Below are 15796 nucleotides of genomic sequence, written 5' to 3'. Positions count from 1 at the left end.
CTCGTTCGCCGCCTTCGGGGAAGATCCAATGCAGTCGCACGCCTACGTCGCCATCGTCACGCTGCTGGCGCTGCTGACCTACTTCTGGATGGGACTGATGGTGGGCCGGGCGCGGGCCAAGTGCGGGATCGCCGCGCCGTGCATGACCGGCGACCCGGTGCTCGAGCGCACCATCCGGGCGCACTACAACACCTTGGAGTGGCTGCCGCTGTTCCTGGTCCCGCTTTGGCTGTTCGCGATCTACTGGAGCGACCTGGTCGCCGCGATCGTGGGCCTGATCTGGATCGTGGGGCGGATCCTCTACCAGCTGGGCTACGTCGCCGACCCGAAGAAGCGCGAGACCGGCTTCATGATCCAGGCGCTGGCCGTGGGCGTACTTCTCTTCGGGTCCCTGGGGCGCGTCATCTATGTGCTCGCGGTCACCGGAGCCTGATCTGCAACGCAGCAACCACAATTGCGGCGAAGTGTTGTGAAACATACGTTTCCCTATCAGGGGGACGTCCGAGTTCGAGATCGTGACATGTCCAGGAAAACCATTGCATTCGCCGTTGCGGTCGCCCTCTCCGCAGGTCTTGCGGCGTGCGCGACACCGACGCCTTACCAGCCCGTTGTCCGAAGCGGCGCGACCCAGGGCGGCTATTCCGAGCTCCGCTTGGAGCCCAACCGCTTCCGCGTGAACTTCGCCGGCAATTCGCTCACCAGCCGCGAGACGGTGGAGGGCTACCTGCTCTTCCGCGCCGCCGAGCTCACCGTGCAGAACGGCTACGACTGGTTCGCCGTGGTCGACCGCGACACCGACAAGAAGGTGCGCAGCTACGTCGAACCCGACCCGTTCTACCGGCCCTGGTACGGGTCGTACGGGTTCTGGCGGCCCTCCTGGCGCTACTACGGGCGCGGCTTCGGCTGGCACACCTGGGATCCCTTCTGGGGCGATCCTTTCTGGGCCGACCGCGTCGACATCCGCACCGTCGAGCGGTTCGAGGCCTCGGCCGAGATCGTCATGGAGCGCGGCAGGAAGCCCGAGGGCGATCCCAAGGCCTTCGACGCCCGCGCGGTGATCGACAACCTGCGGCCCCGGGTGCAGTACCCGCAGCCGAAGACCTAGCGCAGGGCCGAGCGGGGCGTCGGCGCGAGCCGGCGCACGAGCGGCGGGCTTTCGAGGCGGTCGGCCAGCAGGAGCGCGACCCGGGCTTTCCAGTTCGGTCGCGCTTCGAGGCGCTTCACCGCCGCCGCGTAGGCCTCGGCGCTGTCGGCGCGAGTGAACCAGACGAACAGCTTCTCGCCCTCGCGGACGGGCAGCCGCGGGAAGCTGTTTGGCTCGCGCACCGGCAGGAAGGCGGCGATGACCGGCAGGCCGGCGGCCTCCAGTTCGGGCTTCACGGTCGTCTCGAAGAAGGCGGCGAACTCCGTGTCGGGCTCGGCCCAGAGCCGCCAGAGGTTGGCGATCACCACGCCGGGCCTCGGCGGCGCACCCGGAGCGGCCCGTGGCGGTGGCGCCTTGAACCCCTGGCCGAGGCCCGCCGGCCTCAGAAGCAGCACGTTGTCGCTATCGAGGATGAAGCCGTTGGCCTCCTCGCGCTTCGCCTTCCACAACGGTCCCGAATAGAAGGCCGTCAGCGCCTGTTCGCGCGCCGCCATGTCGGGGAAGGCGCGGATCCAGGTGAAGCGGTTCGGGTCGTCCAGGTCGCGGAACTGGCCCAGCAGCGCAATCCCCGCGGCCTCCTGAGTCTCCACGAACTCGCGCTCGAAGAGGGCGACGAAGCCGTCGCGGCCGCCCGGCGTGATCCGATACTGCCGCACCTCCAGCACCTCGGCGCCGGCCTGGCCCGCGCCCAGCGCCAGAACACCCATCGCGATCCCTAGAGCCTTCAACGGCGCCTCCTGTTGCATGCGGCGCCCGTTCTGCGCCACGATAGGTGACATCCGATGTCAGCTTTCCTGGCGCATGGTCCGAAAAGATGCTGGCCAGCCGCCTCCTCTCGATCCTGCTCACCCTTCAGGCCCGCGGCCAGGCGACGGCGCGCGAGCTGGCCGAGGTGTTCGAGGTCTCGGTGCGGACCATCTACCGCGACGTGGACGAGCTCTCGGCGGCGGGCGTGCCGATCTACGCCGAGAAGGGGCGCAATGGCGGCTTCCGGCTGCTGGACGGCTACCGCACGCGACTGACCGGTCTGGACCGCGGCGAGGCCGAGGTGCTGTTCCTGGCGGGTCTGCCGGGCGCGGCCGCACAGCTGGGCCTCGGCGAGGCGCTGCAGCGGATGCGCCTGAAGCTGCTGGCCGCCCTCCCCGACCAGACCCGCGGTGACGCCGAGCGGGTCGGCGCCCGCTTCCACCTCGACCCCGTGTCCTGGTTCAAGGGCGCCGACGAACAGGCCCTGCTCCCCGAGCTGGCGGTGGCGGTCTGGAGCGGCCGGCGCGTGCGGCTGCGCTACGACAGCTGGGCGCGGGTGGTGGACCGCGAGGTCGAGCCGCTGGGCGTCGTGCTGAAGGCCGGCGTCTGGTACCTGGTGGCCGGCGTCGATGGCCAGCCGCGGACCTACCGGGTGGCCAGCATCCTGTCGCTCGAGGTGCTGGAGGACGCGGCCCAGCCGCCGCCGGAGTTCGACCTCGCGGCCTACTGGACCAGGTTCTGCGACGAGTACGAGGCGCGCATGCAGGCCGGCGAGGCGCGGCTCAAGGCAACCGACAGCGCGCTCCGGCGCCTGGGCCGCGAGAGCCAGGCCATCGCGCTCGCCGTGCGGGACGCCGGCCCGCCGGACGCCGCCGGACGCCGCGAGGTGACCATCCCCATCGAGACCGGCTCGGAGGCCGTAGCCACCCTCCTGCGGCTCGGCGACGAGGTCGAAGTGCTGGACCCGACCGAGCTGCGCGCCGCGATGGCCGAGGCCGCGCGGAAGCTGGCGGATATCTACCTTCCCCCCACATTTTCGCAGGACCTACCCCCCCGAACGGGGGGTTAATGCGTGGAACAGGCAAGAGAATTTTCTGTCGAGGCGACGCACTCGGCCACTTTTGCGTGAAGTCTCGGCCGCGGCGCGTCCAAGCGGTCGCCGATCTCGAATAGCAATGTGTCCGAGGTCGGCTTGATCCGACCTCTGCGGTTGTGTTTGGCTTTTTGGAGTATGATGTGAGCGCTGGGCTGGAGGGTGTGCTCATGCGGGCCGATAGGCCGCGCCGTTTTCGCAGGGGCTGGACCGCCATCGTGGTGGCGGTCGCGGTCAATGTGTCGCTCGCCGGCGGCGCGTGGGCGGCGCAGCGCGTCGCCCTGATTGTCGGCGTCTCGAAGTACGAGAAAGTGCCGGCGCTCACCAACCCGGCCAAGGACGCCAAGCTGGTGCAGGCGACGCTGCAGAAGCTGGGATTCCAAGTGACGGTGCTCACCGATCCCACCCGGATTCAGCTGATCGAAGGCCTGGGCCAGTTCGAGCAGGCCGCCAAGGGGTCCGAGGCCGCGGTGATCTACTACGCCGGCCACGGCGCCATGATCGACGGCGTGAACTACCTGCTGCCCAAGGACGCCATCTCCACAAGCAAGACCGCCCTGACCGCCAGCTCGCTTGAATCCGCCAGCCTGGGCCAGTCCCTGGCGGGCGCGAAGTCGGTGCGGCTGATCATCCTCGACGCCTGCCGCAACAACCCCACCGCCACCCGCAGTCTGGGCGGCAACACCCGCGGGCTGGCGCGCGAAGCCGGTCCCAACAGCGCCGCCGTCGTGACCCTGATGGCCGCGGCCCCCGGCCAGGTGGCCCAGGACGGCGTTTCCGGGTCGGCCAACAGCCCGTTCGCCATCGCGCTCACCCAGGGCATGACGCGGCCTGGAATCACCGTGGGCGAGCTGCCCAGCTACGTGCAGGCCGAGGTCGAGCGGATGACCGAGGGCGACCAGACGCCCGACCTTCAAGGCATCTGGCCCAACGTCCACTGGAGCTTCGACCCGAACGGGCCGGCCCGGCAGGCCGCCGCGCCCGCCGCCGACCTCACGAAGATCAAGTGGGAGAAGGACCAGGTCTTCTGGCAGTCGATCAAGGACTCCGACGACCCGGCCGACTTCAAGGCCTACATGGACGCCCAGGACCGCGGCGAGATCACCGGCTCGTTCCGCAAGCTGGCGTTCAACCGCATCAAGGCGATCGAGAAGCTGCCGGCGGGCTCGTTCCAGGTGGCTTCGCGCTCGGCGGCCCCCGGCCAGGAGCTGGTGGTGGCGGCCCGCGAGGCGTTCGCCCGCGGCGACTACCGCTCGGCGCTGCGCGACTGGACCGCCGCGGCCAACCAGGGCAACGGCGCGGCCATGTACAACCTGGGCGTCATGTCGCTGACCGGCCGGGGCGCGGCCAAGGACGTGAACGCCGCCGCCCGCTGGTTCAAGGCCTCGGCCGAGGCCGGCCATTCCGGCGGCATGGTCAACTGGGGTCTTTGCCGCCTCAATGGCTTCGGGACCGAGAAGGACGAGGCGGCCGGCTTCAGGTGGCTGCAGCAGGCGGCCAACAAAGGCTCGGCCTCGGCCATGGGCATGCTGGCCGAAGCCTACCTGCGCGGCCGCGGCGCGCCGACCGATCCGCGTCAGGCGGCCGGCTGGCTGCAGAAGGCGGTGGACGCCGGCGACGGCCCGTCGATCGCCCAGCTGGCCGACCTCTACGAACAGGGCCGGGGCGTGCCGCGCGATGCGCGCCGCGCGTTCGGCCTCTACCAGCGCGCCGCCACGGCGGGCGACACCGACGCCATGGTGCGCCTGGGCTACGCCTACGAGGACGGCGAGGCGGTGGCCAAGGACGAGGTCCAGGCTGCGACCTGGTACCAGCGCGCCGCCGAGCTCGGGAACAGCGAGGGCATGTCCAGCCTGGCCGTGATGCTGGAGACCGGCGCCGGCCTGCCGCAGGACTACGCCCGCGCCGCGGAATACTACCGGGCGGCCGCCAACGCCGGCGACGCGCGCGGCTATCTCGGCCTGGGCAGCATGACGGCGCGCGGCGCCGGCGTGCGCGCCAATCCGGCCGAGGCGGTGCGCCTGTTCCAGGCCGCCGCCGACCGCGGGAGCGTGCTCGCCATGCGCAACCTGGCCATCATGTACGAGACCGGCCAGGGCGTGCGCGCCGACCGCCGGAAAGCGATCGACTGGTACCGCAAGGCCGCCGAGGGCGGCGACGACGCATCGCGCGGCGAGCTCGAGAGGCTCGGCGTGCGGTAAGGATAGGATGGGATGGGGGTTACGATGTTCAATTCGCGACGCTTCCGGGTGACCGTCAGTGCGATCGCCCTGCTCAGCCTGAACGTTCAGCCCGCCTGGGCGCAGAAGGGCGGCAAGGACGCCATCCTCAACGCCTGCGAGGCCCAGCGCGCGCCGCTGGTGAAGCTCGACAAGGAATACGACGACCTCAAGAAGTCGAAGATGAGCGCCGCCATCGGCGAGGGCCTGAAGACCGGCGCCATGGTGCTGGCCAAGGGCGCGATGAGCGGCGGGCTCGGCGGCCGTGGCGGCGGCTTCGGCGGCGGGTTCGGCGGCGCCAGCGGCCTGATCGGCGGCGTCGCCAACATGGCCATGCAGAACGCGGCCCAACAGCAGGCGGCCCAGGGCGGCGCCCCGGCGGGTGCGAGCCCGGCGGGCCTGATGTTCGGCCAGGACATGCTGAGCGGCGCCATGGGCCTGAACGTGCCGGGCGTCAGCGGCATCGGCTTCTCGGGCGGCGGCGACAACATGAAGGCCTATGCGGCCCTGGCCGTGCTGGTGGCCATCGTGGCGACGGCCGACGCCTATGCGAAGCTGAAGGAGCAGGAAGCCGGCGGCGACCTGCGGCGCGCCTCGTTCAACATCGACCAGGACGCCGGCCGTCAGCTGTCGGTCAGCCGGCAGATCGCCGATAGCGGCCAGGCGCTGGTGGAATGCCGCGCCGCCCAGCTCGGCGACATCAACACCCGCCTGGCCAGCGCCTCGACCGACAAGGACCGCAAGGCGATCCGCCGCGAGCGCACCGACCTGCTGGGCGCGCTGAAGAAGGACATCGACGTCACCGGCGGCGTCGTCGACCAGCACACCGGCATGGCCAAGACCTTCACCCAGGGCCGCGCCATGACCGATGGGGCGTCCGAAGCCGACGTGCTGGGCGGCCAGGCGCCGGCCTACGCGACGTCCGCCTCGGTCACCAAGCTGGCGATGCCCAAGGGCAGCGGCCAGCAGGCGCAGGTTCAGCAGGTCAGTAACACCGGGCCCGCCGCCGCGCCGCCGCCGCAGGGCCTCGTCACCCTGCGCGCCACGGTCGTGCGCTCGGCGCCGGTGGCCTCCTCGGACTCGGTGATGAACCTGCCGGCGGGGCGCGCCCTGTCGCCCAAGTCGGGCCCCGACGGCGGCTGGTACGAGATCGACGTGGCCGGTACGCCCGGCTATGTCCGCGCCGCCGACCTCGGCGCTGCTGGGGCAGGGCCGCCTGCGGCCGCCACCCCGCCCGGCAAGGGGGGACGCGGCAAGGGTCCGCCGGCCAAGGCCGGTCCGCCCGCGGCGACGCCCGCCGTGCAGGGCCCGACCAACATCCGCGCCTACAACCAGTCGGTGATCGCCGCCCGAGACAACGGCAAGGGCCGCCTCTCGGCCCTGATGACCGACATCCAGACCACCCAACGCCAGGAAAGCGTCTTCTACGCAATGCTGGAACGGATGGGTCTGGGCTAGGCGGCCGGCGTCGAGGCGCGTCAGCGCCGCCAAGGATTGCGCCCTTTAGGGTGAGCCGGCCCATCAGCAGCAGGGCGAGGGCCGCCGGCGAAGCGGTAGAAGCGCCGCTGACCGTCGGGATGCGCCGCCTTCACCGACGCCTCGGTGGCCAGCGGCCACGCCATCCTCGCGCGCCAGCGCATGACCGGCGGCGGTCGATTCCTCGACCATGGCGGCGGCGCTGGATCACCTGGCCTTCTTGCGCGCGGAAGCGGTCCCTGAAGGACCGTCCAACGCTTCCGAATTCTGGAAAATGGAGCGGGCGAGGCGATTCGAACGCCCGACCCCAACCTTGGCAAGGTTGTGCTCTACCCCTGAGCTACGCCCGCGCTCCGTGGGGGCTTTTGGCGGGCCCCCGTGCGAGAGGCGGCCTTATGGCAGACCGTTTTCCGGTTTGCAAGCGGCCTCCCGTCGCAGTCTCAGCGGCCGATGCGCGGGGTCTTCAGGCGGCGCTTGTTGACGTGGCCCTCAGGCGCGGGGGCGGCGACTTCCTCGGGGTACTCGCCCTTGAAGTAGTAGCGCTGCCAGGCCTCCTTCGTGGCCTCCGGGTCGCCGCGGAAGATCTTCTTGTTGAACTCCGAGCGGTGCTTTTCCCAGACGTCGTACTGGTGTCGCAGCTCGGGGTTGGAATCGAGCTGCCGGATCACCGGCTGGATCTCATGCAGCGTGTGGTCCTGGATGAGCGTGATGAAGCAGAAGGGCTCACCCTTCTCGAACCGCACCTTGCCCGGCCGCGTGAAAAGCCAGTTCATCGTGAACGGGAAGGGCAGCCAGTCGGTCTCGACCACACCGGCCAGCGGCTGGATGCCGTCCTTCACGTGGTTGGGCGCGCCCATCGCCATCATCGACCAGCCGGGCGGCGTGCGGAACAGATAGCCCGCGTGGAAGGTCACCACGCCGTGGCTGAAGTGGCTCGAGACGTAGTGGTGGAAATGCGGGTGCGGCCGGTCGGGCGTGAGTTTGATGTCCTCCTGCATCAGCCCGCCGTTCCACTCGGCCGTGAACGCGACGGGGCAGAGGATCTCCCAGCCGCTCGTGTTCGCCATGGTCAGCGGCAGGCAGCGGTAGGGGTGGCGCGCCAGGAACTTGTCCATCCACGCGCGTTGCGGCCGGCCCGGCACGATCTCGGGCGGCGTCACGTCGCGGCTGACGGTGGGATAGCACTCAAGTTCCATGGAAACCTCGGCGGCAGCTCGGCCCGCGACCCATAATGCCCCCCTCGCCTTCGCGTCCAGTTCGGCTATCAGGGCGGCGATGAAGACGAAAGACGATCTCCTCGCGTTCCTGGCCGCCCACGGCGTCTCCCAGACCACCTACGACCACCCCGCCGTGTTCACGGTGGGCGAGAGCGGGGCGATCAAGGAGGACATCCCGGGCGCCCACACCAAGAACCTGTTCCTCAAGGACGCCAAGGGCCAGCTCTGGCTGGTCTCGGCCGAGGGGCACGCGCAGATCGACCTGAAGCGGCTGCACCTGGTGATCGGCTCGGCGCGCCTGTCGTTCGGCAATGCCGAGCTGATGGCCGAGACCCTGGGCGTGGCGCCCGGCTCGGTCACGGCGTTCGGCCTGGTCAACGACACGAGCCGCCGCGTGCGCTTCGTGCTGGACCGCACCTTGGCCGAGGCCGACCTCGTGAACTTCCACCCGCTCACCAACACCGCCACCACCACCGTGACCCGCGACGGCTTCCGCGCCTTCCTGGCCGCGCTGGGCATCGAGCCGCTGGTGGTGGACTTCGCCGCCATGGCCGTGGTGGCTTGAACCGCATCACGCGTTGAAGCCGGCCACAGTTGCGACCATCTTGGGCGCAAGACGTTCAACGACTTTCGACAAGGATCTTTCGGGCATGACCCTCATCGGGGATACCCACGGCCAACCGGCCGCCAGCGGCGCCGTTCCGGCCGACCTCATCAAGGATGCGACCGACGCGTCGTTCATGGCCGACGTCGTCGAGGCGTCGAAGACGGTTCCGGTGATCGTGGACTTCTGGGCCACCTGGTGCGGCCCCTGCCGCCAGCTGGGGCCGGCGCTCGAGAAGGCGGTGACCGCCGCCAAGGGCGCGGTGAAGCTGGTGAAGATCGATATCGACCGCAACCCCGCCTACGCGGGCCAGCTGCGGGTGCAGTCGATCCCGGCGGTGTTCGCCTTCGTGGACGGCCGGCCGGTCGACGGCTTCATGGGCGCGCTGCCCGACAGCCAGGTGAAGCAGTTCGTCGACCGCCTGGCCAAGACCGGCGCCGGCGTCTCGCCCGTTGACGAGCTGCTCGAGATGGCCAAGGAATCGCTGGGCCTCGGCGACCAGGGCGGCGCGGCGCAGGCCTACGCCCAGGCGCTGCAGATGGACCCGGGCAACGCCAAGGCCATCGGCGGCATGGCGCGGCTCTACCAGCAGGCAGGAGACCTGGAGCGGGCGGCCGAGGTGCTGGAGATGGCCCCGCCCGACGCCAAGGACCCCGACATCGACGCCGTGCGCGCCGCCCTGGCCCTGGCCGCCGAGGCGCCCTCCGAGACCGCCGAGTTCGAGAAGCGCCTGGCCGCCGATCCCGACGACCATGAGGCGCGGCTGGAGCTCGCCAAGGCGCTGGCCGCCTCGGGCAAGATGATGGAGGCGGTCGACGAGCTCATCGAGAGCATCGGCCGCGACCGCGAGTGGAACGACCAGGCCGCGCGCAAGCAGCTGCTGACGGTCTTCGAGGCGGCCGGTCCGATGTCGGACGTCGCCAAGCAGGGACGCCGCAAGCTGTCGTCGATTCTGTTCAGTTAGCCGTTAGAAAGGGCCCGCATGGCGCCCTACAAGACCCTCGCCGAACTGCCGCAACTGATCCCGGTGTTCCCGCTGGACGGCGCGCTTTTGCTGCCCGGCGGCGAGCTCCCGCTGCAGATCTTCGAGCCGCGCTACCTCAACATGGTGGACGACGCGATGGCCGGCGACCGGGTGATCGGCATGGTCCAGACCCGCGGCGGCAGCCGCGCGCGGCCGAAGCTGGCCGAGGTGGGCTGCCTGGGCCGGATCACCAGCTACGCCGAGACCTCGGACGGGCGCTACCTGATCACGCTCACCGGCCTCTGCCGGTTCGAGACCGGCGAGGAGCTGGACCTGCGCATGCCCTACCGCCAGGTGCGGGCCAAGTACGACCGGTTCAGCGGCGACCTGGGCCGCGACGAGGACGCCGAAGCCGGTGAGGCGGCCCGCGCCCGCTTCGCCACCGCCCTGAAGCGCTATCTCAACCGCCGCGAGCTCGACATCGACTGGGAGACGGCCAACGACGCCCCGCTGGAGGCGCTGGTCAACAGCCTCTGCATGGGCCTGCCCTTCGAGCCGGCGGAGAAGCAGGCGTTCCTGGAGGCCCCCGACCTGGCCGGCCGCTTCGAGGTGCTGACCACCCTGCTCGAGATCGACGCCTCCGATCCGGATGACGAGCACCATTCGCTGCAGTAGAGGGACGCCATGAGCGAAGCCGCACCTCCGCTGGGCCCGTCCGTCTTGGGCGATGTCGATCCCCGCCTGCTCGAGATCCTCGTCTGCCCGGTGACCCACGGGCCGCTGACCTACGACCGCGACAAGGGCGAGCTCGTCAGCAAGGGCGCCCGGCTGGCCTATCCCATCCGCGACGGCGTGCCGATCATGCTGCCGGAGGAGGCCCGGGAGCTGGGGGAAGGGGAGTGACCTCCCTCCCTTAATGGGGAGGGACAGACCGCGAAGCGGTCAGGGTGGGAAGTCTCGATCGTCACCCACGCCTGCGTCTGGCCCACGCATCCCCACCCTGCTCGCCTCCGGCGAGCCTTCCCTCCCTATGAAGGGAGGGACTACAGCGCCTCGCCCTTCAACAGCCTCGGCAAATCCCCCACCGCGCCGCCGGCCTCGTGCATGAAGAAGCGCCGGGCCGGGCCGACGCGGTTGACCGCCGCCATGCCGACGCCACGCACCGCCCGGAGCAGCGGGTTGTTGTTCGAGAACAGCCGCACGAAGAGGTCCATGCCGGCCGACAGCGTCACCGTGTCGAAGCGGCGCCAGGCGGCGTAGCGCTCCAGCACCACCTCCGAGCCGATGTCCTCGCCAAGCCGGGCCGCATCGACCAGCACCTCGGCCAGGGCCGCCGCGCCCTTCAGGCCCAGGTTCAGCCCCTGGCCGGCGATCGGGTGGACGCCATGCGCCGCGTCGCCCAGCAGGGCCGCCCGGGGGGCGACGAAGCGCTCGGCGAGCTGCAGGCTGAGCGGATAGGTGAACACCGGCCCCTCGACCTTGATCTCGCCCAGGAAGTCGCCGAAGCGGCGCTCCAGGTGCGCCTGGAAGACCTGCGGCCGCGCCGTCTTCAGCGCCGCGCCGCGCGCGGGGCTCTCCGTCCAGACCAGGCTCGCGCGGTTGTCGGTGAGCGGCAGGATGGCGAACGGGCCGCCGGGCAGGAAGAACTCGTAGGCGACGCCGGCGTGCGGCCGGTCCAGCCGCACGGTCGCCACGACGCCGGTCTGCGGATAGTCCCAGCCGATGGCCCCGATGCCCGCCGCATGGCGAATCACCGAGCCGCGACCCTCGGCCCCGACCGCGAGCGGCGCGCGCAGGATCCGCCCGTCGTCGAGGGTGACTTCGGCCGCGCGCGGACCGAACGCCGCCTTGGCCACGCGCGCCGGCGCCAGCACCTGGATGCCCGCCTCCTGGATGGCCGCCGCCAGCGCCGCGCGCACGTGGCGGTTCTCCAGCAGGTAGCCCAGCGGCTCGCCCTCGGACCGGTCGGCGATCTCCTCGGAATCGAAGCGCAGGAAGAACGGCGTGGGCCCGCCGGCCGCCGCGCCAGGTGTGGTGTCGTCGGTGACCAGGATCTGCTCGATCCGCTGGGCTTGCGGATCCAGCGCCTCGGCCAGCCCCAGCGCTTTCCACTGGCGGTAGGCGGCATAAGCGATCGCCCAGGCCCGGCCGTCGAAGGTGGGCGCCAGCTGGGCGTCGAACGGCAAGGGGTCGATCAGCACGGGCGTCAGGCCAGCCCGGGCCAGCGACAGCGCCAGGGTGGCGCCCGCCACTCCGGCTCCCGCGATGATGACGTCGGCGTCGTGCTGGCCATTGGGGCTCATGCCGCGGATAGGCCACGAACCCGCCGCGACGTCCAGCCGCGGCAAAAACTGGACGGTGGCGTCCAATCTTCACTTGCGGCTAACCCGGCGCGGACATATTTCGGTAGGCTGGACGCCAGCGTCCATTTTTCGTGTCCGGAGCGGAGTCTCCATGGCCGGCATCAAGAAGGGCCGACTGGTTCCCATCCTCGCGGGCGGCGTCGCCGCCGTGGCCGTCGCCGTGGGCGGCGGGCTGTGGTGGATCGACAAGCAGAAGTACGAGAAGACCGACAACGCCTTCGTCGCCGCCGACAAGGTGACCATCGCCCCCCTGGTGGACGGCTACGTGGCCGAGGTGCTGGTGGACGACAACCAGGCCGTCCGGCCGGGCCAGGTGCTGGTCCGCATCGATCCCGCGACGCTCAAGGCCCGCCTGGCGCAGGCCGAGGCCAACGCCCAGGCGCTGGAGGCGGCGGTGTCCGCCGTCGACGACAAGGCCCGCCTCGAGCAGGCGATGATCGCCCAGAAGGCCGCGGCCGTGGAAAGCGCCCACGCCCAGGCGAGCTGGGCCGACTCGGAGCTCAAGCGCTACGGCGCGCTGGCCCGTGAGGGCTGGGTCTCCCCGCAACGCGCCCAGACCGCCCGCAACGCCCAGGAACAGGCCATCGCCGGCGTCTCCCAGGCCAAGGCCGCGCTGGAGGCCGAGCGCCGCGTCGCCCAGTCGCTGGGCTCGGCGAAGGACCAGAGCCTGGCCCAGGCCGCCGCCGCCCGCGCCGCGGCCGAGCAGACCCGCATCGACCTGTCCCGCACCGAGATCCGCGCGCCGGTCGCCGGCGTCGTCGGCGCCAGGGGCGTCCGCGTCGGCCAGTACGTGCGGCCCGGCGGCGCCCTGATGAGCCTCGTGCCGCTGGCCGACGCCTATGTGGTCGCCAACTTCAAGGAGACACAGGTCGCGCGCCTGCGCATCGGCCAGCCGGTGACGATCCACGCCGACGCCTTCGGCGACGAAGCCATCAAGGGCCGCATCGAGAGCTTCGCCCCGGCCACCGGCGCCGAGTTCGCCCTGATCCCGGTGGAGAACGCCGTCGGCAACTTCACCAAGATCACCCAGCGCCTGCCGGTGCGGATCGCCATCGACCCGAACCAGAAGCTGGCTGGCGGCCTGCGGCCCGGCCTGTCGCTGGAGGTGAAGGTGGACGTGACCCGCGACACCGGCCCCTCGTTCGCCGAGTCCGGCGGCCGACCTACCCGGTTCGCGCGCCAAGGCGCCACCCAGTAGTCCAGTGACCGACGCGGTCCTCCATCCGGATTCCGTGCGGGCCCGTAAGGCGGACGTCCCCGTCGTGCTGGGCGCCGACGGCGCGCCCGTCGATTGGGTGAAGGTGTTCCTGGGTTTCGGCGGGATGGTCGTGGGCCAGTTCATGGCCATGCTCGACATCCAGATCGTGGCCAGCTCGCTAACGCAGATCCAGTCGGGCATCGGGGCGACGGCCGACGAGATCAGCTGGGTGCAGACCATCTACCTGCTGGCCGAGGTCGTGGTGATGCCGCTCACGGCGTACCTGACCAAGATGTGGGGCACGCGGAACTTCTACGTGGTCGCGGTGATCGGCTTCATCATCACATCGGTGGCGGTGGGCCTCTCCTCGTCCGTCGCCATGATGATCGTCTTCCGCGCGCTGCAGGGCCTGTTCGCGGGCGCGATGATCCCGCCGGTGTTCGCCACCGCGATGACCGTCTTCCCGCCCGAGCGGCGCATCACCGCCAATGTCATCGTCGGACTGATCGTGACGCTGTCGTCCACCATCGGCCCGACGCTGGGCGGCCACCTCACCGACCTGCTGAGCTGGCGCTGGCTGTTCTTCATCAACATCCCGGTAGGGCTCCTCGTGATCTTCCTGGTCGGCCGCTACGCCAACTTCGACAAGGGCGACCCCAGCCTGTCGAAGGGCGTGGACTGGTGGGGCCTGGGCCTGATGACGGCGTTCCTGCTCTCGATGCAGTTCGTGCTGGAGGAAGGGAACGACGAGGGCTGGTTCGACGACGGCATGATCCTCTGGCTCACCGTCACCGCCGTGCTGACGGGGATCGCCTTCATCTGGCGCCAGCTCGTCTACTGGCAGCCGATCGTCTCGCTGGCGCCGTTCCGCGACCGCAATTTCTCGCTGGGCATCGTCATGACGTTCGTGACGGGACTCAGTCTGTTCGGCGGCACGTTCCTGATGCCGATCTTCCTGGGCCAGGTGCGCGGCTTCTCGTCGGCCGAAGTGGGCAACACCATGCTGGTGTCGGGGCTGACCATGTTCCTCTCCGCGCCGATCGCGGGCCGCATCGTGCGGATGATGGACCTGCGCATCTCCATGATCCTGGGCTTCGCGCTCGCCGCTTGGGCGATCCAGCTGGGCGCGCGGGTCACGGACGAGTGGGGCTTCTGGGAGTTCTTCACGCTGCAGGTCGCCCGCGGCCTGGGCACCATGGTCGCCATGATCGCGGCCCAGCAGATGAGCGTGGCGTCGCTGCCGGTGACGATGATGAAGGACGCCTCGGGGCTGATAAACCTGATCCGCAACGTGGGCGGCGCCATCGGCCTGGCCCTGCTGACCACGATCCTGAGCCACCAGACCGCCGTCCACTACATGGACATCGCCACCGCGGCCTCGACGGCCAACGCCGCCAGCACCGGCCTGATGGACGGCCTGACCCAGGTGATGGGCGCCCGCGGCGCGGCCGATCCCGAAGGGATGGCGGCCAAGGCCATGAGCGCCATGATCCGCCGTGAGGCTTCGGTGCTGAGCTTCGGCGACGCTTTTGCGGCGCTCGCCCTGGGCTGCTGGGTGGCGATGGCGCTGGCCTTCTTCACGCGGCCCGTGAAGGTCGACACCGGCCGGCCGCAGGGCGGGGGTCACTAGATGCCGCGCCTCGCCGGCCAGATCGACGTCTCGAAGAACGAGGCCATCCTCGACGCCGCAGTCGAGGTGTTCGCCGAGCGCGGCATCGCCGCCTCGGTGGAGGAGATCGCGCGCCGGGCCTGCGTGTCGAAACAGACCGTCTACAACCACTACGGCGCCAAGGCCGACCTGGTGCGGGCGGTCATGGACCGAAGGGTGCACGAGATCACCGCCTCGCTCGATACGCCCACCGCTGTCGAGCACCCGGAGGAGGCGTTGGCCGAGTTCGGCCGCGTGCTGCTGCAGGCGGTGATGCGGCCGCAGGGACCGGCCTTCATGCGGATGGCGATCCTGGGCGTGGGCGAGATGCCGGAGGTGGCCGCGGCGATCTACGAGGCGGGCGCCCGGGCCAGCCGCAGACGTCTTGCCGCCTTCCTCGAGCTGGAGACGAAGGCCGGCCGGCTCTCGTGCCCGGATCCCCTGCAGGCGGCGGAGTTTTTCGCCGGCATGGTGCTGGGCTCCCACCAGACCGCGACCCTGCTGGGCGTCGATCCGAAACTGGACGAGGCCCGCATCGACGGCATCGCCGTGGAAGCGGCGGCGCGGTTCCTGCGGGCCTACACGCCCTAGCCGGCCGCGGACTCCTCGTCGTCCGAGAAGCCCATGATGTGGAAGCCGGCGTCGACGTGTACGCACTCTCCGGTGGTCGAGCGGCCGAGGTCGGACAGCAGCCATAGGGCCGCGCCGGCGACACCCTCCATCGAGGTGTCTTCCTTCATCGCCGACAGCGAGCGGCCCTTGGACAGCATGCCGCGGCCGCCGGAGATGCCAGCCAGCGAAAGGGTCTTCATCGCCCCGGGCGACAGCGCGTTCACCCGGACGCCCTTCGGTCCCAGGTCGCGCGCCGCATAGCGCACGGCCGCCTCCAGCGCGGCCTTGGCCACGCCCATGGTGTTGTAGTTCGGGATCGCCCGCTCCGAGCCCATGTAGGTGAGCGTCAGGATCGAACCGCCGGTCTCGGGCATCAGGGCCGAGGCGCGCCGGGCGCAGTCGACGAAGCTGAACGCCGAGATGTTCATCGCCCGCAGGAAGCCCTCGCGGGTGGTGTTGTCCACGAAGCTGCCCTTCAGCTCGTCCTTGTTGGCGAAGGCGATGGCGTGGA

16 protein-coding genes and 1 tRNA gene are annotated in these 15796 nt (G+C 70.4%); 12 read left to right on the top strand and 5 right to left on the bottom strand.

Translation table 11 applies throughout. From position 1 onward, the window contains the following. The first annotated feature begins 28 nt into the window (after positions 1–28). The gene (locus VGD44_RS03380) at positions 29–433 is read left to right on the top strand and encodes an MAPEG family protein (RefSeq protein ID WP_331083862.1); all 405 of its coding nucleotides are present in this window, start codon (positions 29–31) and stop codon (positions 431–433) included. Between the two features lie 87 nt (positions 434–520). Further along, positions 521–1105 (top strand): CC0125/CC1285 family lipoprotein, encoded by a 585-nt coding sequence (locus VGD44_RS03375; protein ID WP_331083860.1) that lies wholly within the window; start codon positions 521–523, stop codon positions 1103–1105. Here VGD44_RS03375 and VGD44_RS03370 read toward each other — a convergent pair. Then, positions 1102–1872, bottom strand: coding sequence for an NIPSNAP family protein (locus VGD44_RS03370; RefSeq protein WP_331083858.1), 771 nt, complete (start codon positions 1870–1872; stop codon positions 1102–1104). The genes VGD44_RS03375 and VGD44_RS03370 overlap by 4 nt on opposite strands. Before the next feature lie 86 nt (positions 1873–1958). Between VGD44_RS03370 and VGD44_RS03365 the strand changes: the two genes are divergently transcribed. The 3 genes from VGD44_RS03365 to VGD44_RS03355 all read left to right on the top strand — a co-directional run bounded on the left by VGD44_RS03365 (position 1959) and on the right by VGD44_RS03355 (position 6661). Next, positions 1959–2960 carry a YafY family protein gene (locus VGD44_RS03365; protein ID WP_331083856.1) on the top strand — a complete coding sequence of 334 codons (1002 nt, stop codon included), beginning with the start codon at positions 1959–1961 and terminating at the stop codon, positions 2958–2960. 167 nt (positions 2961–3127) lie between these two features. Then, on the top strand, positions 3128–5185 hold the full coding sequence (locus VGD44_RS03360; RefSeq protein WP_331083854.1) for a caspase family protein: 2058 nt from the start codon (positions 3128–3130) through the stop codon (positions 5183–5185). Between the two features lie 24 nt (positions 5186–5209). Next, a complete protein-coding gene (locus VGD44_RS03355; protein ID WP_331083852.1) occupies positions 5210–6661 on the top strand; it encodes a hypothetical protein in 1452 nt (483 codons plus the stop codon). A 293-nt stretch (positions 6662–6954) separates the two neighbouring features. Here VGD44_RS03355 and VGD44_RS03350 read toward each other — a convergent pair. Then, a tRNA-Gly gene (locus tag VGD44_RS03350) sits at positions 6955–7029 on the bottom strand. 90 nt (positions 7030–7119) lie between these two features. Continuing rightward, the gene (locus VGD44_RS03345; protein ID WP_331083850.1) at positions 7120–7875 is read right to left on the bottom strand and encodes a DUF6065 family protein; all 756 of its coding nucleotides are present in this window, start codon (positions 7873–7875) and stop codon (positions 7120–7122) included. Positions 7876–7954: 79 nt separating this feature from the next. Between VGD44_RS03345 and VGD44_RS03340 the strand changes: the two genes are divergently transcribed. The 4 genes from VGD44_RS03340 (at position 7955) to VGD44_RS03325 (ending at position 10367) form a co-directional block, all read left to right on the top strand. Then, positions 7955–8461, top strand: coding sequence for a prolyl-tRNA synthetase associated domain-containing protein (locus tag VGD44_RS03340; protein ID WP_331083848.1), 507 nt, complete (start codon positions 7955–7957; stop codon positions 8459–8461). A gap of 85 nt (positions 8462–8546) precedes the next feature. After that, positions 8547–9464, top strand: coding sequence for a co-chaperone YbbN (locus tag VGD44_RS03335; protein ID WP_331083845.1), 918 nt, complete (start codon positions 8547–8549; stop codon positions 9462–9464). 18 nt (positions 9465–9482) lie between these two features. Further along, positions 9483–10139 carry an LON peptidase substrate-binding domain-containing protein gene (locus VGD44_RS03330; RefSeq protein WP_331083843.1) on the top strand — a complete coding sequence of 219 codons (657 nt, stop codon included), beginning with the start codon at positions 9483–9485 and terminating at the stop codon, positions 10137–10139. Between the two features lie 9 nt (positions 10140–10148). Next, a complete protein-coding gene (locus VGD44_RS03325; protein ID WP_331083841.1) occupies positions 10149–10367 on the top strand; it encodes a Trm112 family protein in 219 nt (72 codons plus the stop codon). Between the two features lie 140 nt (positions 10368–10507). Here the strand turns inward: VGD44_RS03325 and VGD44_RS03320 are convergent, their stop codons facing one another. Next, positions 10508–11767, bottom strand: a complete 1260-nt coding sequence (locus VGD44_RS03320) for a UbiH/UbiF/VisC/COQ6 family ubiquinone biosynthesis hydroxylase (RefSeq protein ID WP_331083952.1) — start codon at positions 11765–11767, stop codon at positions 10508–10510. 151 nt (positions 11768–11918) lie between these two features. Here VGD44_RS03320 and VGD44_RS03315 point away from each other — a divergent pair, with 151 nt between their 5' ends. The 3 genes from VGD44_RS03315 to VGD44_RS03305 are packed head-to-tail and all read left to right on the top strand — an operon-like array spanning position 11919 to position 15264. Beyond that, the gene (locus tag VGD44_RS03315; protein WP_331083839.1) at positions 11919–13025 is read left to right on the top strand and encodes an HlyD family secretion protein; all 1107 of its coding nucleotides are present in this window, start codon (positions 11919–11921) and stop codon (positions 13023–13025) included. 4 nt (positions 13026–13029) lie between these two features. Next, positions 13030–14655: a DHA2 family efflux MFS transporter permease subunit gene (locus VGD44_RS03310; RefSeq protein WP_331083837.1), complete on the top strand. Its 1626-nt coding sequence runs from the start codon at positions 13030–13032 to the stop codon at positions 14653–14655. Beyond that, the gene (locus VGD44_RS03305; protein ID WP_331083835.1) at positions 14656–15264 is read left to right on the top strand and encodes a TetR/AcrR family transcriptional regulator; all 609 of its coding nucleotides are present in this window, start codon (positions 14656–14658) and stop codon (positions 15262–15264) included. Here the strand turns inward: VGD44_RS03305 and VGD44_RS03300 are convergent. Further along, positions 15261–15796 (bottom strand): enoyl-ACP reductase FabI (locus VGD44_RS03300; protein ID WP_331083833.1); only part of this gene is annotated, 536 nt, incomplete at its 5' end. The two genes, VGD44_RS03305 and VGD44_RS03300, sit on opposite strands and share 4 nt — an antisense overlap.

It is taken from the genome of Phenylobacterium sp., assembly GCF_036402295.1.
Lineage (GTDB): Bacteria > Pseudomonadota > Alphaproteobacteria > Caulobacterales > Caulobacteraceae > Phenylobacterium.
This window is presented reverse-complemented; position numbering and strand designations above follow the sequence as displayed.

Coding starts and splice junctions, on each gene's coding strand:
- VGD44_RS03380 (WP_331083862.1), top strand. CDS start 29: ATGCAGTCGCACGCCTACGTCGCCATCGTCACGCTGCTGGCGCTGCTG.
- VGD44_RS03375 (WP_331083860.1), top strand. CDS start 521: ATGTCCAGGAAAACCATTGCATTCGCCGTTGCGGTCGCCCTCTCCGCA.
- VGD44_RS03365 (WP_331083856.1), top strand. CDS start 1,959: ATGCTGGCCAGCCGCCTCCTCTCGATCCTGCTCACCCTTCAGGCCCGC.
- VGD44_RS03355 (WP_331083852.1), top strand. CDS start 5,210: ATGTTCAATTCGCGACGCTTCCGGGTGACCGTCAGTGCGATCGCCCTG.
- VGD44_RS03345 (WP_331083850.1), bottom strand. CDS start 7,875: ATGGAACTTGAGTGCTATCCCACCGTCAGCCGCGACGTGACGCCGCCC.
- VGD44_RS03340 (WP_331083848.1), top strand. CDS start 7,955: ATGAAGACGAAAGACGATCTCCTCGCGTTCCTGGCCGCCCACGGCGTC.
- VGD44_RS03335 (WP_331083845.1), top strand. CDS start 8,547: ATGACCCTCATCGGGGATACCCACGGCCAACCGGCCGCCAGCGGCGCC.
- VGD44_RS03330 (WP_331083843.1), top strand. CDS start 9,483: ATGGCGCCCTACAAGACCCTCGCCGAACTGCCGCAACTGATCCCGGTG.
- VGD44_RS03325 (WP_331083841.1), top strand. CDS start 10,149: ATGAGCGAAGCCGCACCTCCGCTGGGCCCGTCCGTCTTGGGCGATGTC.
- VGD44_RS03320 (WP_331083952.1), bottom strand. CDS start 11,767: ATGAGCCCCAATGGCCAGCACGACGCCGACGTCATCATCGCGGGAGCC.
- VGD44_RS03315 (WP_331083839.1), top strand. CDS start 11,919: ATGGCCGGCATCAAGAAGGGCCGACTGGTTCCCATCCTCGCGGGCGGC.
- VGD44_RS03305 (WP_331083835.1), top strand. CDS start 14,656: ATGCCGCGCCTCGCCGGCCAGATCGACGTCTCGAAGAACGAGGCCATC.